A 21,125-nucleotide genomic window follows, 5' to 3' on the forward strand; every position below is an offset into this window, starting at 1 on the left:
AACGTCATGTTCGGGTGCCCCGTCGCTAAAAACTGGACGCCCGGCGTGAGCCATGCTAACTTAATGTTGACTTCGTATTAAACTTACCTTATTAAGTTTGAATCTTGTAATATCCAACGCTTCCCGTTTTTATCTAATGCGAAGTGAACAGATTTCTGGTTTGTCACTCAATCCGTCTTGTCGTTTCAGTTCTGCGTACTCTCCTGTGACCAGACAGCGAAAAGACATGAGTCGATGACCGTAAACAGGCATGGATGATCCTGCCATACCATTCACAACATTAAGTTCGAGATTTACCCCAAGTTTAAGAACTCACACCACTATGAATCTTACCGAATTAAAGAATACGCCGGTTTCTGAGCTGATCACTCTCGGCGAAAATATGGGGCTGGAAAATCTGGCCCGTATGCGTAAGCAGGACATTATTTTTGCCATCCTGAAGCAGCACGCAAAGAGTGGCGAAGATATCTTTGGTGATGGCGTACTGGAGATATTGCAGGATGGATTTGGTTTCCTCCGTTCCGCAGACAGCTCCTACCTCGCCGGTCCTGATGACATCTACGTTTCTCCCAGCCAAATCCGCCGTTTCAACCTCCGCACTGGTGATACCATCTCTGGTAAGATTCGCCCGCCGAAAGAAGGTGAACGCTATTTTGCGCTGCTGAAAGTTAATGAAGTTAACTTCGACAAACCTGAAAACGCTCGCAACAAAATCCTCTTTGAGAACTTAACTCCGCTGCACGCAAACTCTCGTCTGCGTATGGAACGTGGTAACGGTTCTACTGAAGATTTGACCGCACGCGTGCTGGATCTGGCTTCACCAATCGGGCGTGGCCAACGTGGTCTGATTGTGGCACCGCCGAAAGCGGGTAAAACCATGCTGCTGCAGAACATCGCCCAGAGCATTGCTTACAACCACCCAGACTGTGTGCTGATGGTTCTGCTGATCGACGAACGTCCGGAAGAAGTAACCGAGATGCAGCGTCTGGTTAAAGGTGAAGTTGTCGCTTCTACCTTCGACGAACCGGCATCTCGCCACGTTCAGGTTGCGGAAATGGTGATCGAGAAGGCAAAACGCCTGGTTGAGCACAAGAAAGACGTTATCATTCTGCTCGACTCCATCACCCGTCTGGCGCGCGCCTACAACACTGTTGTTCCTGCGTCTGGTAAAGTGCTGACCGGTGGTGTGGATGCTAACGCACTGCACCGTCCGAAACGCTTCTTCGGTGCGGCGCGTAACGTAGAAGAGGGCGGCAGCCTGACCATCATCGCGACGGCGTTGATCGACACCGGTTCCAAAATGGACGAAGTTATCTACGAAGAGTTTAAAGGTACAGGTAACATGGAACTGCACCTTTCTCGTAAGATCGCAGAAAAACGCGTCTTCCCGGCTATCGACTACAACCGTTCCGGTACGCGTAAAGAAGAGTTGCTCACCACTCAGGAAGAGCTACAGAAAATGTGGATCCTGCGCAAAATCATTCACCCGATGGGCGAAATCGATGCAATGGAATTCCTCATTAATAAACTGGCAATGACCAAGACCAATGACGATTTCTTCGATATGATGAAACGTTCATAAATTTGTCTTATGCCAAAAACGCCACGTGTTTACGTGGCGTTTTGCTTTTATATCTGTAATCTTAGCGGCATGCCTGTGATAGTGGGAAAATTCCTGGTTATTGCGGGTATTTTATACAATTTTTATGGTGAATGATTAATTTTTGCACAGGGCTGATGGGTTCAGAAAGGAGTTTCCCTTCTGAATAAAGGTCTCCGTGGGTATACTTCTGCTAATAATTTTCTCTGAGAGCATGCATTGTGAATTTACTGACAGTGAGTACTGATCTCATCAGTATTTTTTTATTCACGACACTGTTTCTGTTTTTTGCCCGTAAGGTGGCAAAAAAAGTCGGTTTAGTGGATAAACCTAACTTCCGCAAACGTCACCAGGGATTGATACCGCTCGTTGGGGGTATTTCAGTTTTCGCAGGGATTTGCTTTACGTTCGGAATTGTTGATTACTACATTCCGCATGCAGCTCTCTACCTCGCCTGTGCGGGCGTCCTGGTGTTCATCGGCGCACTGGATGACCGTTTCGATATTAGTGTAAAAATCCGTGCCACCATACAGGCTGCTGTTGGCATCGTTATGATGGTGTTTGGCAAACTTTATCTCAGTAGCCTGGGCTATATTTTTGGCTCCTGGGAGATGGTGCTTGGGCCGTTTGGTTATTTCCTGACGCTGTTTGCCGTCTGGGCGGCAATTAATGCTTTCAACATGGTTGATGGCATTGATGGTCTGCTGGGTGGGTTGTCCTGCGTCTCGTTTGCGGCAATTGGCATGATTTTGTGGTTCGACGGGCAAACCAGCCTCGCTATCTGGTGCTTTGCGATGATCGCCGCCATCCTGCCATACATCATGCTCAACCTCGGTATTCTGGGGCGTCGCTACAAAGTGTTTATGGGCGATGCGGGCAGTACATTGATTGGTTTTACCGTAATCTGGATCCTGCTTGAAACTACTCAGGGCAAAACACATCCGATTAGCCCGGTGACTGCATTATGGATTATCGCTATTCCGCTGATGGATATGGTGGCGATTATGTATCGTCGCCTGCGTAAAGGCATGAGTCCATTCTCGCCTGATCGCCAGCATATTCATCATTTGATCATGCGTGCCGGCTTTACTTCTCGTCAGGCATTTGTGCTGATTACCCTTGCTGCTGCACTGCTTGCTTCCATTGGCGTACTGGCAGAATATTCTCATTTTGTCCCTGAATGGGTCATGCTGGTGCTCTTTTTGCTAGCATTCTTCCTCTATGGCTATTGCATTAAGCGCGCCTGGAAGGTTGCTCGCTTTATTAAGCGTGTGAAACGCCGACTGCGCAGAAATCGTGGTGGCAGCCCCAACTTAACCAAATAAACGAGGATGTAATGACGCAACCAATGCCTGGGAAACCAGCCGAAAATGCTGAAAATGAACTGGATATTCGTGGGTTGTTTCGTACCTTGTGGGCTGGGAAGCTGTGGATTGTTGGCATGGGGCTGGCGTTTGCGTTAATTGCGCTGGCGTATACATTTTTCGCCCGTCAGGAGTGGAGCGCGACGGCGATTACCGATCGTCCAACGGTCAATATGCTGGGCGGATACTACTCGCAGCAGCAGTTTCTACGTAACCTGGATGTTCGTTCGAACATGGCTTCTGCCGATCAACCATCGGTCATGGACGAAGCCTATAAAGAGTTTGTTATGCAACTGGCGTCGTGGGACACCCGCCGCGATTTCTGGTTGCAGACCGACTATTACAAACAGCGGATGGTTGGCAACAGCAAAGCAGATGCGGCTCTGCTGGATGAAATGATCAACAACATCCAGTTTATTCCCGGTGATTTCACCCGAGCGATCAACGATAACGTTAAATTGATTGCTGAAACTGCCCCCGATGCCAATAATCTGCTGCGTCAATATGTCGCATTCGCCAGTCAGCGCGCGGCCAGCCATCTGAATGATGAGCTGAAAGGTGCATGGGCAGCGCGCACTATCCAAATGAAAGCCCAGGTGAAGCGTCAGGAAGAAGTCGCGAAAGCGATCTACGACCGCCGGGTAAACAGCATTGAGCAGGCACTCAAAATCGCTGAGCAACATAATATCTCTCGCAGCGCGACAGATGTCCCGGCGGATGAATTGCCTGATTCAGAAATGTTTTTGTTGGGTCGCCCGATGCTGCAGGCGCGATTAGAAAATTTACAGGCCGTCGGCCCGGCCTTTGATCTCGACTATGATCAGAATCGGGCCATGTTAAACACCCTTAATGTTGGTCCAACCCTGGATCCGCGTTTTCAGACCTATCGCTATTTGCGTACACCGGAAGAACCGGTAAAACGCGATAGCCCACGCCGTGCCTTCCTGATGATTATGTGGGGCATTGTCGGGGGGCTGATCGGGGCTGGTGTCGCATTAACCCGCCGTTGCTCGAAATAGCAACACAGTTGCGGTGAGCACAAAGGCGCTCGCCGCTTATTCAAAGAGAATCGATGTGAAAGTACTGACTGTATTTGGTACGCGCCCGGAAGCCATCAAGATGGCGCCGTTGGTGCATGCGTTGGCAAAAGATCCTTTTTTTGAGGCTAAAGTTTGCGTCACTGCGCAGCATCGGGAGATGCTCGATCAGGTGCTGAAACTCTTTTCCATTGTACCTGACTACGATCTCAACATAATGCAGCCAGGACAGGGACTGACAGAGATAACCTGTCGAATTCTTGAGGGATTAAAACCTATTCTTGCCGAGTTCAAACCAGACGTTGTACTGGTACACGGCGATACCACCACGACGCTGGCCACCAGTCTGGCGGCGTTTTATCAGCGCATTCCTGTTGGTCACGTTGAGGCCGGGCTACGCACGGGCGATCTTTACTCGCCGTGGCCGGAAGAAGCTAACCGCACGCTGACCGGTCATCTGGCAATGTACCATTTCTCCCCAACTGAGACCTCACGGCAAAACCTGCTACGTGAAAACGTCGCTGATAGCCGAATCTTCATTACCGGCAATACAGTTATCGACGCTTTGTTGTGGGTGCGCGATCAAGTGATGAGCAGCGAGATGCTGCGTTCAGAACTGGCGGCAAATTACCCGTTTATCGACCCTGATAAGAAGATGATTCTGGTGACCGGTCACAGGCGTGAAAGCTTCGGTCGTGGCTTTGAGGAGATTTGCCATGCGCTGGCAGAAATAGCCACCACTCATCAGGACATCCAGATTGTTTATCCGGTACATCTCAACCCGAATGTCAGAGAACCGGTTAGTCGCATTCTGGGGCACGTAAAAAACGTCATTCTGATCGATCCCCAGGAGTATTTACCGTTTGTCTGGCTGATGAATCACGCATGGTTGATTTTGACTGACTCTGGCGGTATTCAGGAAGAAGCGCCTTCGCTGGGTAAACCGGTGCTGGTGATGCGTGACACCACCGAGCGCCCGGAAGCTGTTACCGCTGGAACGGTGCGTCTGGTGGGGACGGATAAACAACGGATCGTTGAGGAAGTGACACGTCTTCTCAACGACGACAACGAATATCAAATGATGAGCCGCGCCCATAACCCCTATGGTGATGGTCAGGCATGCTCTCGCATTCTGGAAGCGTTAAAAAATAATCGGATATCACTATGAGTTTTGCGACCATTTCTGTCATCGGACTGGGTTACATTGGGCTGCCGACAGCCGCTGCGTTTGCCTCACGGCAAAAACAGGTGATTGGTGTCGATATCAACCAACAAACGGTTGATACTATCAATCGTGGAGAAATCCATATCGTCGAGCCTGATTTGGCGAGTGTAGTAAAAACTGCCGTAGAAGGTGGCTTTTTGCGAGCGAGCACAACGCCCGTTGAGGCTGATGCCTGGCTGATTGCTGTACCAACGCCGTTTAAAGGCGATCATGAGCCGGATATGGCTTACGTCGAATCGGCTGCCCGCTCCATTGCGCCAGTGCTGAAAAAAGGTGCGCTGGTGATCCTTGAGTCCACCTCTCCGGTGGGTTCAACCGAGAAAATGGCAGAATGGTTAGCAGAAATGCGTCCGGACCTGACTTTCCCGCAGCAGGTGGGCGAACAGGCCGACGTGAATATTGCCTATTGCCCGGAACGCGTGTTACCGGGGCAGGTGATGGTCGAGCTGATTAAAAATGACCGTGTAATAGGTGGCATGACACCGGTTTGCTCGGCGCGCGCCAGTGAACTGTACAAAATTTTCCTCGAAGGTGAGTGTGTTGTCACTAACTCCCGGACGGCGGAAATGTGTAAGCTCACCGAAAATAGCTTCCGCGATGTGAATATCGCGTTTGCTAACGAACTGTCGCTGATTTGCGCCGGGCAGGGAATTAACGTCTGGGAGCTGATTCGTCTGGCGAATCGCCACCCTCGCGTCAATATTCTTCAGCCAGGCCCTGGCGTGGGCGGTCACTGTATTGCCGTTGATCCGTGGTTTATCGTAGCGCAGAACCCGCAGCAGGCGCGGCTTATCCGTACTGCCAGGGAAGTGAACGATCACAAACCTTTTTGGGTAATTGATCAGGTGAAAGCGGCGGTTGCCGATTGCCTGGCCGCTACCGATAAACGCGCCAGCGAAGTGAAAATTGCCTGCTTTGGGCTGGCATTTAAACCGAATATTGATGACCTGCGCGAAAGCCCGGCGATGGAAATCGCTGAACTGATCGCCCAGTGGCATAGCGGCGAGACGCTGGTCGTTGAACCGAACATTCACCAGTTGCCGAAAAAACTGGCCGGGCTTTGCACGCTGGCGCAGCTTGACGAAGCGCTGGCGACGGCAGACGTGCTGGTGATGTTGGTCGATCACAGTCAGTTCAAAGCCATCAGCGGCGATCATGTTAAGCAGCAGTATGTAGTCGATACCAAAGGGGTCTGGCGCTGATACAGATTGCAGTGAATGACTGTTTTGAGGGAGCCACACTATGCCCGTCCGCGCCAGTATTGAGCCACTCACCTGGGAAAATGCCTTCTTTGGTGTTAATAGCGCCATCGTGCGTATTAACCCTGACGCGCCACTCCTGACACCAGACGCCTTAGCGCCGTGGTCACGGGTGCAGGCCAAAATAGTCGCATCAAATATCGGTGAACTGGATGCCCTGCAACAGTTGGGATTCTCACTGGTAGAAGGTGAAGTTGATTTGGCGCTACCCGTGACCAGAGCCAGTGATAGCGGCGCAGAAGTGGCACAAGAGACAGATATTCCAGTACTACGCCAGTTAGCGAGTGAGGCATTTGCGCAAAGCCGTTTTCGTGCACCGTGGTATGCGCCTGAAGCCAGTGGGCGCTTTTATGCGCAGTGGATTGAAAACGCCGTGTACGGCACCTTTGATCATCAATGTCTGATCTTACGCATGCCATCCGGCGATATTCGTGGCTATGTCTCTTTACGTGAGCTCAATGCGACAGACGTGCGTATTGGCCTGCTGGCAGGACGCGGTGCAGGTGCAGAGCTGATGCAAACGGCGCTAAACTGGGCGTATGCTCGCGGTAAAACAACATTGCGGGTGGCGACCCAGATGGGCAACACCGCCGCGCTTAAACGATACATAAAAAGTGGTGCAAATGTAGAAAGCACCGCGTACTGGTTATACAGGTGATCACATGATTCCATTTAACGCACCGCCGGTGGTGGGAACCGAACTCGATTATATGCAGTCGGCAATGGGTAGCGGCAAACTGTGTGGCGATGGTGGTTTTACCCGTCGCTGCCAGCAGTGGCTGGAGCAACGTTTTGGCAGCGCCAAAGCGCTGTTGACGCCGTCCTGCACCGCTTCTCTGGAGATGGCGGCGCTGTTGTTGGATATCCAGCCTGGCGATGAAGTGATCATGCCGAGTTATACCTTTGTCTCCACCGCCAACGCCTTCGTGCTGCGTGGAGCGAAAATCGTTTTTGTGGATGTTCGCCCGGACACTATGAACATCGACGAAACGCTGATTGAAGCGGCGATCACCGACAAAACGCGCGTTATCGTGCCGGTGCATTACGCGGGCGTGGCCTGTGAAATGGACACCATTATGGCGTTGGCGAAAAAATATAACCTGTTTGTGGTGGAAGATGCCGCTCAGGGGGTGATGTCCACTTACAAAGGGCGTGCGCTGGGAACCATTGGTCATATTGGCTGCTTTAGCTTCCATGAAACCAAAAACTACACCGCGGGTGGTGAAGGCGGCGCTACGTTGATTAATGATAAAAAATTGATTGAGCGCGCCGAGATCATCCGTGAAAAAGGCACTAATCGTAGCCAGTTCTTCCGTGGTCAGGTGGATAAATACACCTGGCGCGATATCGGCTCCAGCTATTTGATGTCCGATCTGCAAGCCGCATATCTGTGGGCGCAACTGGAAGCAGCGGATCGTATCAACCAGCAGCGTCTGGCGCTGTGGCAAAACTATTACGATGCACTGGCACCACTGGCGAAAACCGGGCGTATCGAACTACCGTCGATTCCGGATAGCTGCGTGCAGAACGCGCATATGTTCTACATTAAGCTGCGTGATATTGATGACCGGAATGCGTTGATTAACTTCCTGAAAGAAGCAGAAATCATGGCGGTGTTCCATTACATTCCGCTGCACGCAAGCCCGGCGGGTGAACGGTTTGGTGAGTTCCACGGTGAAGATCGCTACACCACCAAAGAGAGCGAGCGCTTACTGCGTCTGCCGCTGTTCTACAATCTGTCGCCCGTCAATCAACGCACGGTAATTGCGACCTTGCTGAACTACTTCTCCTGATATGTCGCTGGCGAAAGCGTCCTTATGGACGGCGGCCAGTACGCTGGTCAAGATTGGTGCCGGGTTACTGGTCGGTAAGCTGCTGGCGGTATCATTTGGTCCGGCAGGGCTGGGGCTGGCGGCTAACTACCGTCAGTTGATTACCGTACTCGGCGTGCTTGCCGGGGCGGGCATTTTTAACGGCGTAACCAAATACGTTGCCCAGTATCATGATAATCCGCAGCAGCTACGTCGTGTGGTGGGTACATCATCAGCGATGGTGCTTGGTTTCTCCACGCTGATGGCGCTGATTTTTGTGCTGGCAGCCGCTCCGATCAGCCAGGGATTGTTCGGGAATACTGACTACCAGGGGCTGGTACGTTTAGTGGCGCTGGTGCAAATGGGTATCGCCTGGGGCAACCTGTTGCTGGCGCTGATGAAAGGCTTTCGCGATGCCGCGGGTAATGCGTTATCGCTGATTGTTGGCAGCCTGATTGGTGTTATCGCTTACTACGTCAGTTACCGTTTTGGTGGCTATGAAGGCGCGTTGCTTGGGCTGGCGCTGATTCCTGCGTTGGTGGTAATTCCGGCTGCCATCATGTTGATCAAACGTGGCGCTATCCCGTTAAGCTATCTGAAACCCAGTTGGGATAGCGGTCTGGCGGGGCAGTTGAGTAAGTTCACGTTAATGGCGTTGATTACTTCGGTGACCTTGCCCGTTGCTTACATCATGATGCGTAAGTTGCTGGCGGCGCAGTATAGCTGGGATGAGGTGGGGATCTGGCAAGGCGTAAGTAGTATTTCCGACGCCTACCTGCAATTCATTACCGCCTCTTTTAGCGTGTATTTACTGCCCACTCTGTCGCGGCTAACGGAAAAGCGCGATATCACCCGCGAAGTGGTGAAGTCGCTGAAATTCGTTCTACCGGCGGTGGCAGCGGCGAGTTTTACAGTCTGGTTGCTGCGTGACTTTGCCATCTGGCTACTTTTATCGAACAAATTTACCGCCATGCGCGATCTCTTTGCCTGGCAGTTGGTTGGCGATGTGTTAAAAGTGGGCGCTTATGTCTTTGGTTATCTGGTGATCGCCAAAGCGTCGCTCCGGTTTTATATTCTGGCGGAAGTCAGTCAGTTCACGTTGTTGATGGTATTTGCCCACTGGTTGATCCCCGCGCATGGCGCGCTGGGCGCGGCGCAGGCATATATGGCAACCTATATCGTCTATTTTTCTCTTTGTTGTGGCGTGTTTTTACTCTGGCGTAGGCGGGCATGACTGTACTGATTCACGTTTTGGGATCGGATATCCCTCACCATAACCAAACCGTTTTGCGGTTTTTCAACGACGCGCTGGCTGCGACAAGCGAGCACGCGCGCGAGTTTATGGTTGCAGGCAAGGACGACGGCTTAAGTGATAGCTGTCCGGCGCTCACTATCCGCTTTTTTGCAGACAAAAAATCACTGGCTGAAGCGGTTATCGCGAAAGCGAAAGCTAACCGTCAACAGCGGTTTTTCTTCCATGGCCAGTTCAATCCAAAACTATGGCTGGCGCTGCTTAGCGGCGGAATCAAGCCCAGCCAGTTTTACTGGCATATATGGGGCGCTGATTTGTATGAACTTTCCAGTGGCTTGAGATATAAGCTCTTTTATCCGCTGCGCCGCCTGGCACAAAAGCGGGTGGGCAGTGTATTTGCCACTCGGGGAGACTTGAGCTTTTTTGCCAGAACGCATCCAAAGGTGCGAGGCGAACTGATTTACTTCCCAACCCGGATGGATCCTTCTCTCAATACGATGGCTAACGATCGGCAACGTGAAGGGAAAATGACTATTCTGGTGGGGAACTCCGGCGATCGCAGTAATGAACACATCGCTGCCTTACGCGCTGTGCATCGGCAGTTTGGCGATACGGTGAAAGTGGTGGTGCCGATGGGATATCCGGCCAACAACGATGCGTATATCAACGAGGTTCGTCAGGCGGGGCTGGAATTATTCAGCGAAGAAAATCTGCAAATTCTGAGCGAAAAAATGGATTTTGACGCTTATCTGGCACTACTTCGCCAGTGCGATCTCGGCTACTTTATTTTTGCCCGTCAGCAAGGTATCGGTACGCTGTGCTTGTTGATTCAGGCTGGTATTCCCTGCGTACTTAATCGGGAAAACCCGTTCTGGCAGGATATGACGGAGCAACATTTGCCGGTGCTGTTTACCACTGACGATCTCAATGAGGATATTGTGCGTGAAGCGCAGCGCCAGTTGGCGTCGGTAGATAAAAACCACATTGCCTTCTTTAGTCCAAACTATCTGCAAGGCTGGCATCGGGCGCTGGCAATTGCCGCTGGGGAGGTCGCATGAGCCTGCTGCAATTCAGCGGCCTGTTTGTTGTCTGGCTGCTCTGTACGCTGTTTATCGCCACGCTGACCTGGTTTGAGTTTCGCCGCGTGCGGTTTAACTTCAATATCTTCTTTTCATTGCTTTTTTTGCTGACGTTTTTCTTCGGATTTCCGCTGACCAGCGTACTGGTATTCCGCTTTGATGTTGGTGTCGCGCCGCCAGAAATCTTGTTGCAGGCGTTGCTTTCTGCGGGCTGCTTTTACGCGGTTTATTACGTCACCTACAAAACCCGCTTACGCAAAAGTGTTGCCGATGCACCGCGCCGTCCAGTGTTTACCATGAATCGCGTGGAAACCAATCTTACCTGGTTTCTCCTGATGGGCATCGCGTTGGTCAGTGTCGGCATCTTCTTCATGCACAACGGCTTTTTGTTGTTCCGACTTAACTCCTACAGTCAGATCTTTTCCAGTGAAGTCTCCGGCGTGGCGTTAAAGCGCTTCTTTTACTTTTTTATCCCGGCGATGCTGGTGGTCTATTTTCTGCGCCAGGACAGCAAAGCGTGGCTGTTTTTCCTCGTCAGTACCGTTGCCTTTGGATTGCTGACCTACATGATTGTCGGTGGCACTCGCGCCAATATCATTATCGCGTTCGCTATCTTCCTGTTTATCGGCATTATTCGCGGTTGGATTTCACTGTGGATGCTGGCAGCGGCAGGCGTGCTGGGGATTGTCGGTATGTTCTGGCTGGCGCTAAAACGCTACGGAATGAACGTGAGCGGTGATGAAGCTTTCTACACGTTTCTCTATCTCACCCGCGACACTTTCTCGCCGTGGGAGAATCTGGCGTTGCTATTGCAGAACTACGACAACATCGACTTCCAGGGGCTGGCACCGATTGTCCGTGATTTCTATGTCTTTATTCCTTCCTGGCTGTGGCCGGGTCGGCCCAGTATGGTGCTGAACTCCGCCAACTATTTCACCTGGGAAGTGCTGAATAATCACTCCGGGCTGGCTATCTCACCTACGCTTATCGGCTCACTGGTGGTGATGGGCGGTGTGTTGTTTATTCCGCTTGGGGCGATTGTGGTTGGCCTGATTATAAAATGGTTCGACTGGCTGTATGAGCTGGGCAACCGCGAAACCAATCGCTATAAGGCAGCGATTTTGCACAGTTTCTGCTTTGGGGCGATCTTCAATATGATCGTGCTGGCGCGAGAAGGACTGGATTCATTTGTCTCGCGGGTGGTCTTTTTTATCGTGGTCTTCGGTGCAAGCCTGATGATTGCAAAACTACTGTACTGGCTTTTTGATAGCGCCGGACTCATTCATAAACGAATAAAATCATCGCTCCGGACGCAGATTGAAGGATAACAATGAATAACAACACCACAGCACCGACCTATACGCTGCGTGGCTTACAGTTGATCGGTTGGCGTGATATGCAGCATGCCCTCGATTATCTGTTCGCTGATGGGCAGCTTAAGCAGGGAACGCTGGTTGCCATTAATGCCGAAAAAATGCTGACCATTGAAGATAACGCCGAGGTCAGGGCGTTAATTAACGCTGCCGAATTTAAATATGCCGATGGCATTAGCGTCGTGCGTTCGGTACGTAAAAAATATCCTCAGTCACAGGTTTCCCGCGTAGCTGGAGCCGATCTCTGGGAAGAGCTGATGGCTCGCGCAGGAAAAGAAGGGACGCCCGTTTTTCTTGTTGGCGGCAAACCTGAAGTACTGGCGCAGACCGAAACTAAACTGCGCGGCCAGTGGAATGTGAATATCGTTGGCAGCCAGGATGGTTATTTCAAACCCGAGCAGCGTCAGGCGCTGTTTGAGCGTATCCATGCCAGTGGCGCGCAAATCGTCACTGTCGCAATGGGATCGCCAAAACAGGAAATCTTCATGCGCGACTGCCGTCAGGTGCATCCTGATGCGCTTTATATGGGCATTGGCGGAACGTACGATGTTTTTACTGGCCATGTGAAACGCGCGCCGAAAATCTGGCAAAAACTGGGGTTGGAGTGGCTCTATCGCCTGCTTTCGCAGCCGAGTCGCATTAAGCGTCAGCTCCGTTTACTGCGCTATTTACGCTGGCATTACACCGGCAACCTCTGATTTTCCCTCTCTTGCTGGCGGCATAAGTGTTCACAATGTCGCCTGTTCTTCACCTTTCTGCTGTTTTATTACACAAAGCATTCAAATTTTTAATGCTTCATTTGCCATTTCTCCTGAATTACGAAAACATTCGCAACACTCGATGTACCCATAACGATAACCGGTAACACCGGAAAAACATGCAAACACAACACGAGGATTTATGGCAGATAATAAACCAGAGCTACAGCGTGGGCTGGAAGCTCGACATATCGAACTCATCGCCCTGGGGGGCACCATTGGCGTTGGTCTGTTTATGGGGGCCGCCAGCACCCTAAAATGGGCTGGGCCATCTGTATTGTTGGCCTATATCATCGCCGGGCTGTTCGTCTTTTTCATCATGCGCTCAATGGGCGAAATGTTATTCCTTGAGCCGGTTACCGGTTCGTTCGCCGTCTACGCACATCGTTATATGAGCCCGTTTTTTGGCTATCTCACTGCCTGGTCTTACTGGTTCATGTGGATGGCGGTGGGGATCTCGGAAATCACTGCCATTGGCGTCTACGTCCAGTTCTGGTTCCCGGAGATGGCACAGTGGATACCTGCATTGATCGCGGTGGCGCTGGTGGCGCTGGCGAATCTGGCGGCGGTCAGACTGTATGGTGAAATCGAGTTTTGGTTCGCGATGATCAAAGTCACCACGATCATCGTTATGATAGTCATTGGCCTGGGCGTGATTTTCTTTGGCTTTGGCAATGGCGGGCAGTCGATTGGTTTTGGCAATCTCACTGAGCATGGCGGTTTCTTTGCGGGTGGCTGGAAAGGGTTCCTGACGGCGCTGTGTATCGTGGTGGCGTCCTACCAGGGTGTGGAGCTGATTGGCATTACTGCCGGTGAAGCGAAAAATCCGCAGGTGACGTTGCGCAGTGCGGTAGGCAAAGTGCTGTGGCGAATCCTTATTTTCTACGTAGGCGCGATCTTCGTTATCGTCACCATCTTCCCGTGGAATGAAATTGGCAGCAATGGCAGCCCGTTTGTACTGACTTTCGCCAAAATTGGCATTACCGCAGCCGCGGGTATTATCAACTTTGTGGTACTGACGGCGGCGCTTTCTGGCTGTAACAGCGGTATGTACAGTTGCGGACGTATGCTTTATGCACTGGCGAAAAACCGTCAGTTACCGGCGGCGATGGCAAAAGTTTCTCGTCACGGCGTGCCGGTTGCGGGAGTAGCGGTATCCATTGCCATCCTGTTAATTGGCTCGTGCCTGAACTACATCATTCCCAATCCGCAGCGTGTGTTTGTTTACGTCTACAGCGCCAGCGTGCTGCCGGGGATGGTGCCGTGGTTTGTGATCCTGATAAGCCAACTGCGTTTTCGTCGTGCGCACAAAGCGGCGATTGCCAGCCATCCGTTCCGCTCCATTCTGTTCCCGTGGGCAAATTATGTGACAATGGCGTTCCTTATTTGCGTTTTGATCGGCATGTACTTTAATGAAGATACTCGTATGTCGCTGTTTGTCGGCATCATCTTCATGCTGGCGGTGACGGCGATTTACAAAGTTTTTGGGCTTAATCGCCACGGTAAAGCGCATAAACTGGAGGAATAAGCAGCAAAATGCGCAAAGCGTAACCAAACGCGCATTTTATTTAAAAAGGGACTAGACAGAGGGGTGGGAAGTCCGTATTATCCACCCCCGCAACGGCGCTAAGCGCCCGTAGCTCAGCTGGATAGAGCGCTGCCCTCCGGAGGCAGAGGTCTCAGGTTCGAATCCTGTCGGGCGCGCCATTTAGTCCCGGCGCTTGAGCTGCGGTGGTAGTAATACCGCGTAACAAGATTTGTAGTGGTGGCTATAGCTCAGTTGGTAGAGCCCTGGATTGTGATTCCAGTTGTCGTGGGTTCGAATCCCATTAGCCACCCCATTATTAGAAGTTGTGAAAATGCGAAGGTGGCGGAATTGGTAGACGCGCTAGCTTCAGGTGTTAGTGTCCTTACGGACGTGGGGGTTCAAGTCCCCCCCCTCGCACCACGACTTTAAAGAATTGAACTAAAAATTCAAAAAGCAGTATTTCGGCGAGTAGCGCAGCTTGGTAGCGCAACTGGTTTGGGACCAGTGGGTCGGAGGTTCGAATCCTCTCTCGCCGACCAATTTTGAACCCCGCTTCGGCGGGGTTTTTTGTTTTCTGTGTATTCCATCACTCTCCCTTCGCAATAAACGCCCGTAGTAACTCATTGCCACACGGTATGATTTCGCCCTTAACTTATTGAAGGACGATTTCAGGCAAGGAGCGACTATGCTGCAACAGGTTCCAACGCGTGCTTTTCATGTGATGGCGAAACCGAGCGGTTCCGATTGTAATCTGAACTGTGACTACTGTTTTTATCTCGAAAAACACTCTCTCTACCGCGAACATCCTGTCACACATATGGACGATGACACGCTGGAAGCGTATGTCCGCCACTATATCGCTGCCAGTGAACCACAAAACGAAGTTGCTTTTACCTGGCAAGGCGGAGAGCCAACGCTGCCGGGGTTGGAATTTTACCGCCGCGCTGTGGCACTACAGGCAAAATATGGTGCAGGCAGGCGGGTAAGTAACAGCTTCCAGACTAACGGCGTGCTGCTGGATGACGAATGGTGTGCGTTTCTGGCAGAAAATCATTTTCTGGTTGGCTTATCGCTGGACGGCCCGGCAGAGATCCATAATCAATACCGCGTTACCAAAGGCGGCAGACCAACGCATAAACTGGTGATGCGCGCGCTTAAACTACTGCAAAAATATCACGTTGATTATAATGTTCTGGCGTGCGTCAATCGCACCAGCGTGCTGCAACCGTTGCAGGTCTATGGCTTTTTGCGTGATGCGGGCGTTGAGTTCATCCAGTTTATTCCGGTGGTGGAACGTCTGGCAGATGAAACAGCAGCCCACGACGGACTGAAATTACGAGCGCCTGGCGATATTCAGGGGGAACTGACGGAATGGTCGGTGCGCCCGCAAGAGTTCGGTGAATTTCTGGTGACGATTTTCGATCACTGGATCAAACGCGACGTCGGTAAGATTTTCGTGATGAATATCGAATGGGCATTTGCCAATTTTGTCGGCGCGCCTGGCGCGGTTTGCCATCATCAGCCAACCTGCGGGCGTTCGGTGATTGTTGAGCACAACGGCGATGTTTACACCTGTGATCACTTTGTCTATCCGCAATATCGACTGGGGAATATGCTTCAGCAGACGATTGCAGAAATGGTAGATTCCCCGCAACAGCAGACGTTTGGTGAAGATAAATTCAAGCAGTTACCGGCGCAGTGCCGCAGTTGCAACGTGTTAAAAGCGTGCTGGGGAGGCTGCCCGAAACATCGCTTTATGCTCGATGCCAGCGGTAAACCGGGGCTGAATTATTTGTGTGCCGGATATCAACGCTATTTCCGCCATTTGCCTCCGTATCTTAAAGCAATGGCTGATTTGCTGGCGCACGGCCGCCCGGCCAGCGACATTATGCAGGCGCATTTGATGGTGGTGAATAAGTAAAAATCGGCGGCCATTTTGTGGCCGCCTGCGGTTGATTGCCGGATGCGATGCTGACGCATCTTATCCGGCCTACAGGACGCTGCAATTTATTGAATTTGCACGATTTCGTAGGCCGGATAAGGCGTTCACGCCGCATCCGGCAAGAGCAGTGCAGCCCGATTTAGCGATAGCGCCGGCTTAGTCAGATTTAATCTGCGCGCGTGGCGGATATTTTTTCAGGATCTCCATATACGCATGCATTTCGGTCTGTAGCGGTACTCCCATCGGAATATGCCGCACGCCGATGGAGTCGCTTTCCTGCGGATCGGTGTACAGGTTAAACACCGACGACCCCGCCGTTTGCATTACTGTGCCGGTGAATCCACCCTGATATCCGCTCTGGGTATAAGCGTAAGGTTGCTGAATCAGTACGTGATACTTGAACTCATCCATACGCACAGCAGAAAGTTTGCCGTTGAGGAAGTAGTGCTCGGCCTTACGGTTAGACTGACCGTTTGTTCCGAGGAAGAAAGAGGTCTGGTCTACGCCATCGATAAAGGTCGTTTTCGGCACTAAATTCGCCACTTTCGCTCCAGGATGCCCTGCCAGATCCAGCGAGGTTGGGAAGAGATCGGCCAGATCGACAATACCGTCGGATTTACGCGGTTGGATCATGCCTTTCCAGTACACGAAGGTGGGTACGCGAACGCCGCCTTCCCAGGTAGAACCTTTCGCGCCACGGAACGGTGTGCGACCGTGCGGTGGCACTTCGGCTTCCGGACCGTTATCGGAGGTAAAGACAATCAGCGTGTTATCAAGCTGACCATTTTTCTCCAGTGCTTTATAGAGATTAGCGAACACATCGTTCATTTCTACCATGCAGTCGCCGTAAGAGGTGCGTGCCGGAGAACTACCGGCATATTTGGCATTCGGGTAGTTATCGAAGTGGCAGCCGCGCGTACCGTAATACAAGAAGAATGGTTTATCGCTCTTCGCCATTTTGTCGAGGAACTTAACGCCATATTCCATCCAGCGTTGATCAAGATCTTCCATATACTTCGGCGTAATATCGGCAATGGCTTGCTGCTCACCGCCGCGCACCGCATGAACGTCATCTTTGCTGAACGGTAATTGCTTGATGTACTCAGAACGGTCCGGACTCAGGGCGACTTCCGGATTGACGTGAACATCGCGCCATTCGGTATACATATCAGACACCGAGTTAAAGCCGCGGAAATCATCAAAGCCGACGTTCTGTGGCTGCGACTCTTTGTTTTCTCCCATATGCCATTTACCGATGGCCTGAGTGACGTAACCTTGATCATGCAATAATTGCGGCAGGGTAGTTAACCCTTGCAGACCACCTGGTTGTCCGTACATCGGCGGCATCAAAATGCCGTGGTGGATAGAATACTGTCCGGTGAGAATCGTCGCGCGGGTTGGTGAAGAACTGGGTTGAGAATACGCGGAGGTTAAAATCAGCCCCTGGCTGGCAACGGCGTCAATATCTGGTGTTGGGTTACCCACCGCCACACCGCCACCATTAAAGCCAACATCCATCCAGCCCACGTCATCCAGCAAGAAAATAACCACATTCGGTTTCTTACCGGTTTTTTTCTCTAATTCTGCCAGCTTCTGCTGAGTTTCTTTATCCTGCGCCGGATGCTGCATTACCGGCATCATATTATCGGCAATGGTGGTTGCCGGTTTAACCAGGTATTGATTTGGGTGATCGTAACCAGCAAATCCTTTGCGTGCGGTGGCGGTTGACGGGGTATCTGCAGCGCTGGCCATTAATGGAAGAGCGGCGGCGACAGCGACAACAAGAAGCTTGGGTGAGAACGAAAATTCCATGCAAAATGCTCCGATTTAATGTCATCAAAATGATGGCGTAGTTAAGCATTGATAATTGAGGTCCCTCTCCCTGACAGGATGATTTCATAAATAATGATGATGAAAATAAATTATCTATTTATCTTAAGAATAAATTGAAATATCAGGAGAGCGTTTTCAATCCTACCCCCCGTGCATGCGATATGTAAGGCGTGTTTATTATATCGCGTTGATTATTGATGCTGTTTTTAGTTTTGTTTGTAATTAATATGCGTGTCATTAATTGCTTATATTTAATCATTCATATCACATATAAAAAAGCATCAGGCTAAGGGAAGGATTTACTCGGTAATTTATTAAATATGAAGAAAAAAGGGTTACAGATTTTTCTCATAACAAGTATTAGGGGATGTTATTACCCCATCCTCTGTGGCATAATAACTGAGTAGATGCTCATTCCATCTCTTATGTTCGCCTTAGTGCCTCATAAACTCAGGAATGACGCAGAGCCGTTTACGGTGCTTATCGTCCACTGACAGATGTCGCTTTTGCCTCATCAGACACCATGGACACAACGTTGAGTGAAGCACCCACTTGTTGTCATACAGACCTGTTTTAACGCCTGCTCCGTAATAAGAGCAGGCGTTTTTTTATCTATTCAGGAAAGGCCCGGAGGCTCTGCGCCTCCAGGTGAGAAAGGATTACTGCGGCGGGTTGTTCTGCAACGTCAACATCAAGCCGTCGCGGCGCATCGCTGCGGCTTCTTCCGGCTTGTGCAGTCTGTCCAGCACGTCGGCAAGCCATGCATAATCATAAGCGTCCGGGCGTTGTTTCAGTGCCGCGCGGAAGGCGAGGGATGCTTCCTGCCATTCGCCATGCTTCATCAGCGACTGACCCAATGTGCTCCATAACAGCGGGCGGTCGCCCACGTTTTTGATCTGTTGGCGCAGCACTTTTTCCAGTTGTTCTGGATTATTGGTTTTCAGGCGTGGGATCGGCAGTAGCAAACGATCGTCATACTGGCGTTTCAGGCCGTCGATGATAATTTGCTGGGCGGTGTCATGATCGTCACACTCAATAAGATGTTCTGCCATTGCCACCTGCAACGCCACCTGATGACGCGTTTTCCGGCTTTGATTTTTCCACCAGTTTCGCAAACCTTCACTACCGTCATCAGCACGAGCCTGATCCATCAGGCCAATCCATGCCTGTTGTTCCAGCATTGCGCGATGTTCTTCATCACCAACGTGAGCTTTTGCCATTGACGGGATGATGTCCAGCAGCGAACTCCACGCACCGGTGCGGATATAAGCTTGTTCCGCCAGACGCAGCACTTCAGGATGGCGTGGCGTGACTTCCAGCAACTTATCTACGCCGTGGCGTGCAGCATGATTTTCATTGCGTGCCAGTTGCAGGCGCACGCGGGCAATTTCTACCGGAATGGTGTCATTGCCTGCAAGTTCTGCTGCGCGTTCCAGATGCTGATTGGCGCGCGCTTCATCGCCGCGTTGTTGTGCGGCTTCAGCTGCCAGCAGGTAGTTCACTACCGGTTGTTCAGCGTGATCGGCATTTTTCGCCATCAGCTTTTCAACCTGCTGGTAATCACCTTCCGCCAGTTTCAGCAGCGCCTGTTCGGTCTGCTTACGTGCGCGGCGGCGTTTACGCCCGACAAACCAACCGCGGGTGTGCGCGCCGGTGCGGAAAATCCGTCGCAGTAGCCACTCGATAGCAAACAGCACCACCATTGCCAGTATAAAAATGATCGCCAGACCCGTGACGCTGGTTTCGATATTGTAGTTGTCGGTTTGAATCAGTACGTAACCCTGATGCCCGGCAATCATCGGACCAACCACGATCCCCGCAATAAGCAGAACAAAGAGTAACAACACTTTTAGCATGGTTATTCTCCTTGCGGCGCGGCTGCCGGAGTATCAGCTTGCGGTGCAGGTGCAGGTGCAGGTGCAGGTGCAGATTTAGCTTCCGTTGCTGGTGCTACAGGCTGTGCCAACAGATTACGCACGCGGGTTTGCATCAGCTTTTCCAGCATTGCCTGGCTTTGCAGGGTTTCCGGGAGATCCATCGAAATATTCTGCTGACTTAGCTGATCCACTTCGTCGAGAAACGCTTTGGTAGTGGCATCGTCAGTGTCGTAATAAGCACGTACCCAGGTAGAGACGTTTTCCAGCGCCTGGCGGTAGGTTTCTTCCTGATGACGCGGTACAGCTTGTGCTGCGACCAGCAGACGGGAACGAATATTTTCGCGCAGGTAGATATCTTGATTCGGCGCTAACAGGGGTACGGCGGTGTCATCACGACGCCGAATCGTAATGAAGTTATCCATAAAGTTCTGCCAGCTCTTTTGCAGATTGATACGCCATTCGCTGATGGAGCTGGAAAGCTCTTCACCATTGGAATCCATTGGTGAACCGTCACTGTCATTGTCGGCCAGACGCAGGTTATCTACCTGATTAGAAAGTTGATTCAACTTGAGGATGATACCGTCATAATCGACCTGTGATACCGCAGAAAGGCTGGCGATGTCATCGGTAATTGCCCGGCGAACGGTAATAAGACTTGGGTCATTCATATCGGCCAGGCTGGCATCTGCGCTTTTCAGTAGCGCAGCGGCGGTGGTGACATCCTGATCGCTCCACAGCTTACGTCCGGCGAGCTTCACCAGAAAATCTGCCTGCGCCAGCAGCCAGGTTTTAGCATCGCTTCCGGAAATGGTGGCGACCTTTTGTTGAACTTCATCCAGTTGTTTTGCTAACGCTTCTTGCTGACGGTTTGCCTGCTCTAACTGCGTAGCCTGTTGTTTGATGATACCTTCCAGTTCTGCTTTTTGGCTCTCCTGGGCTTTTTGTAGCGCAGTGAGCTGGTTAGCGAGGACATCGCTGGTGGCCGTCTGATTGACGGCCTGTTGTTTACCCCAGCCATACAAACCGACACCTGCAGCCAGAGCAATAGCGATAGCCACCGCACTTAAAATCAGAGCAGTACTGTTATTACTCTTTTTTTCTACTGTGACAGATTGTGGCGTGGTGTCCACGGCCTCCCTGGTCTCTTCAACCACGGCGGAGGTTTTTTCTTGTTCCGTCATTATGGC

17 protein-coding genes and 4 tRNA genes are annotated in these 21,125 nt (G+C 51.4%); 18 read left to right on the forward strand and 3 right to left on the reverse strand.

The window, feature by feature from the left end; genetic code table 11:
* The first annotated feature begins 136 nt into the window (after positions 1 to 136).
* The 18 genes from rhoL (at position 137) to ESM_RS0107985 (ending at position 16,207) form a co-directional block, all read left to right on the forward strand.
* Complete coding sequence (gene rhoL, locus ESM_RS01000000124345) at positions 137 to 238, forward strand: rho operon leader peptide RhoL (RefSeq protein ID WP_001445787.1); 102 nt, start codon at positions 137 to 139, stop codon at positions 236 to 238.
* An 84-nt stretch (positions 239 to 322) separates the two neighbouring features.
* Positions 323 to 1,582, forward strand: coding sequence for a transcription termination factor Rho (gene rho / locus ESM_RS0107905; RefSeq protein ID WP_001517407.1), 1,260 nt, complete (start codon positions 323 to 325; stop codon positions 1,580 to 1,582).
* A gap of 239 nt (positions 1,583 to 1,821) precedes the next feature.
* Positions 1,822 to 2,925 (forward strand): UDP-N-acetylglucosamine--undecaprenyl-phosphate N-acetylglucosaminephosphotransferase, encoded by a 1,104-nt coding sequence (gene wecA, locus ESM_RS0107910; RefSeq protein ID WP_001050950.1) that lies wholly within the window; start codon positions 1,822 to 1,824, stop codon positions 2,923 to 2,925.
* A gap of 11 nt (positions 2,926 to 2,936) precedes the next feature.
* Positions 2,937 to 3,983 (forward strand): ECA polysaccharide chain length modulation protein, encoded by a 1,047-nt coding sequence (gene wzzE / locus ESM_RS0107915; protein ID WP_000193465.1) that lies wholly within the window; start codon positions 2,937 to 2,939, stop codon positions 3,981 to 3,983.
* Between the two features lie 55 nt (positions 3,984 to 4,038).
* Positions 4,039 to 5,169, forward strand: coding sequence for a non-hydrolyzing UDP-N-acetylglucosamine 2-epimerase (gene wecB, locus ESM_RS0107920; protein WP_001517404.1), 1,131 nt, complete (start codon positions 4,039 to 4,041; stop codon positions 5,167 to 5,169).
* A complete protein-coding gene (wecC, locus tag ESM_RS0107925) occupies positions 5,166 to 6,428 on the forward strand; it encodes a UDP-N-acetyl-D-mannosamine dehydrogenase (RefSeq protein ID WP_000006637.1) in 1,263 nt (420 codons plus the stop codon). Before wecB ends, wecC begins: the two co-directional genes overlap by 4 nt.
* Positions 6,429 to 6,468: 40 nt before the next feature.
* Positions 6,469 to 7,143: a dTDP-4-amino-4,6-dideoxy-D-galactose acyltransferase gene (rffC, locus tag ESM_RS0107930; protein ID WP_001145165.1), complete on the forward strand. Its 675-nt coding sequence runs from the start codon at positions 6,469 to 6,471 to the stop codon at positions 7,141 to 7,143.
* 4 nt (positions 7,144 to 7,147) lie between these two features.
* Positions 7,148 to 8,278 (forward strand): dTDP-4-amino-4,6-dideoxygalactose transaminase, encoded by a 1,131-nt coding sequence (gene rffA / locus ESM_RS0107935; RefSeq protein WP_000612024.1) that lies wholly within the window; start codon positions 7,148 to 7,150, stop codon positions 8,276 to 8,278.
* A gap of 1 nt (position 8,279) precedes the next feature.
* Complete coding sequence (gene wzxE / locus ESM_RS0107940) at positions 8,280 to 9,530, forward strand: lipid III flippase WzxE (protein ID WP_000050280.1); 1,251 nt, start codon at positions 8,280 to 8,282, stop codon at positions 9,528 to 9,530.
* Positions 9,527 to 10,606 (forward strand): TDP-N-acetylfucosamine:lipid II N-acetylfucosaminyltransferase, encoded by a 1,080-nt coding sequence (gene rffT, locus ESM_RS0107945; RefSeq protein ID WP_000217208.1) that lies wholly within the window; start codon positions 9,527 to 9,529, stop codon positions 10,604 to 10,606. The genes wzxE and rffT overlap by 4 nt, the downstream gene beginning before the upstream one ends.
* Positions 10,603 to 11,955 carry an ECA oligosaccharide polymerase gene (gene wzyE, locus ESM_RS0107950; protein ID WP_000055110.1) on the forward strand — a complete coding sequence of 451 codons (1,353 nt, stop codon included), beginning with the start codon at positions 10,603 to 10,605 and terminating at the stop codon, positions 11,953 to 11,955. Before rffT ends, wzyE begins: the two co-directional genes overlap by 4 nt.
* A gap of 2 nt (positions 11,956 to 11,957) precedes the next feature.
* Entirely contained in the window at positions 11,958 to 12,698 is a 741-nt protein-coding gene (gene wecG, locus ESM_RS0107955) for a lipopolysaccharide N-acetylmannosaminouronosyltransferase (protein WP_001064030.1), read from the forward strand.
* A gap of 202 nt (positions 12,699 to 12,900) precedes the next feature.
* A complete protein-coding gene (thrP, locus tag ESM_RS0107960; protein WP_000774725.1) occupies positions 12,901 to 14,286 on the forward strand; it encodes a bifunctional threonine/serine APC transporter ThrP in 1,386 nt (461 codons plus the stop codon).
* 102 nt (positions 14,287 to 14,388) lie between these two features.
* Positions 14,389 to 14,465 (forward strand) — tRNA-Arg (locus ESM_RS0107965).
* 58 nt (positions 14,466 to 14,523) lie between these two features.
* Positions 14,524 to 14,599: transfer RNA gene (locus ESM_RS0107970), tRNA-His, on the forward strand.
* Positions 14,600 to 14,619: 20 nt separating this feature from the next.
* Positions 14,620 to 14,706, forward strand: a tRNA-Leu gene (locus ESM_RS0107975).
* 42 nt (positions 14,707 to 14,748) lie between these two features.
* Positions 14,749 to 14,825: transfer RNA gene (locus tag ESM_RS0107980), tRNA-Pro, on the forward strand.
* A gap of 146 nt (positions 14,826 to 14,971) precedes the next feature.
* The gene (locus ESM_RS0107985; protein ID WP_000941500.1) at positions 14,972 to 16,207 is read left to right on the forward strand and encodes an anaerobic sulfatase maturase; all 1,236 of its coding nucleotides are present in this window, start codon (positions 14,972 to 14,974) and stop codon (positions 16,205 to 16,207) included.
* Between the two features lie 177 nt (positions 16,208 to 16,384).
* On the opposite strand, the gene aslA is transcribed toward ESM_RS0107985, so the two are convergent.
* The 3 genes from aslA to hemX form a co-directional block, all read right to left on the reverse strand.
* On the reverse strand, positions 16,385 to 18,040 hold the full coding sequence (gene aslA / locus ESM_RS0107990; RefSeq protein ID WP_000395851.1) for an arylsulfatase AslA: 1,656 nt from the start codon (positions 18,038 to 18,040) through the stop codon (positions 16,385 to 16,387).
* Positions 18,041 to 18,720: 680 nt separating this feature from the next.
* Entirely contained in the window at positions 18,721 to 19,917 is a 1,197-nt protein-coding gene (gene hemY / locus ESM_RS0107995) for a protoheme IX biogenesis protein HemY (protein ID WP_000921776.1), read from the reverse strand.
* 2 nt (positions 19,918 to 19,919) lie between these two features.
* Entirely contained in the window at positions 19,920 to 21,119 is a 1,200-nt protein-coding gene (gene hemX / locus ESM_RS0108000; protein WP_000138986.1) for a uroporphyrinogen-III C-methyltransferase, read from the reverse strand.
* Positions 21,120 to 21,125: the final 6 nt, after the last annotated feature.

The sequence above is a fragment of the Escherichia sp. TW09308 genome, from assembly GCF_000208565.1.
Taxonomy (GTDB): domain Bacteria; phylum Pseudomonadota; class Gammaproteobacteria; order Enterobacterales; family Enterobacteriaceae; genus Escherichia; species Escherichia marmotae.

Coding starts and splice junctions, on each gene's coding strand:
- rhoL (WP_001445787.1), top strand. CDS start 137: ATGCGAAGTGAACAGATTTCTGGTTTGTCACTCAATCCGTCTTGTCGT.
- rho (WP_001517407.1), top strand. CDS start 323: ATGAATCTTACCGAATTAAAGAATACGCCGGTTTCTGAGCTGATCACT.
- wzzE (WP_000193465.1), top strand. CDS start 2,937: ATGACGCAACCAATGCCTGGGAAACCAGCCGAAAATGCTGAAAATGAA.
- wecC (WP_000006637.1), top strand. CDS start 5,166: ATGAGTTTTGCGACCATTTCTGTCATCGGACTGGGTTACATTGGGCTG.
- rffC (WP_001145165.1), top strand. CDS start 6,469: ATGCCCGTCCGCGCCAGTATTGAGCCACTCACCTGGGAAAATGCCTTC.
- rffA (WP_000612024.1), top strand. CDS start 7,148: ATGATTCCATTTAACGCACCGCCGGTGGTGGGAACCGAACTCGATTAT.
- wzxE (WP_000050280.1), top strand. CDS start 8,280: ATGTCGCTGGCGAAAGCGTCCTTATGGACGGCGGCCAGTACGCTGGTC.
- rffT (WP_000217208.1), top strand. CDS start 9,527: ATGACTGTACTGATTCACGTTTTGGGATCGGATATCCCTCACCATAAC.
- wzyE (WP_000055110.1), top strand. CDS start 10,603: ATGAGCCTGCTGCAATTCAGCGGCCTGTTTGTTGTCTGGCTGCTCTGT.
- wecG (WP_001064030.1), top strand. CDS start 11,958: ATGAATAACAACACCACAGCACCGACCTATACGCTGCGTGGCTTACAG.
- thrP (WP_000774725.1), top strand. CDS start 12,901: ATGGCAGATAATAAACCAGAGCTACAGCGTGGGCTGGAAGCTCGACAT.
- ESM_RS0107985 (WP_000941500.1), top strand. CDS start 14,972: ATGCTGCAACAGGTTCCAACGCGTGCTTTTCATGTGATGGCGAAACCG.
- aslA (WP_000395851.1), bottom strand. CDS start 18,040: ATGGAATTTTCGTTCTCACCCAAGCTTCTTGTTGTCGCTGTCGCCGCC.
- hemY (WP_000921776.1), bottom strand. CDS start 19,917: ATGCTAAAAGTGTTGTTACTCTTTGTTCTGCTTATTGCGGGGATCGTG.
- hemX (WP_000138986.1), bottom strand. CDS start 21,119: ATGACGGAACAAGAAAAAACCTCCGCCGTGGTTGAAGAGACCAGGGAG.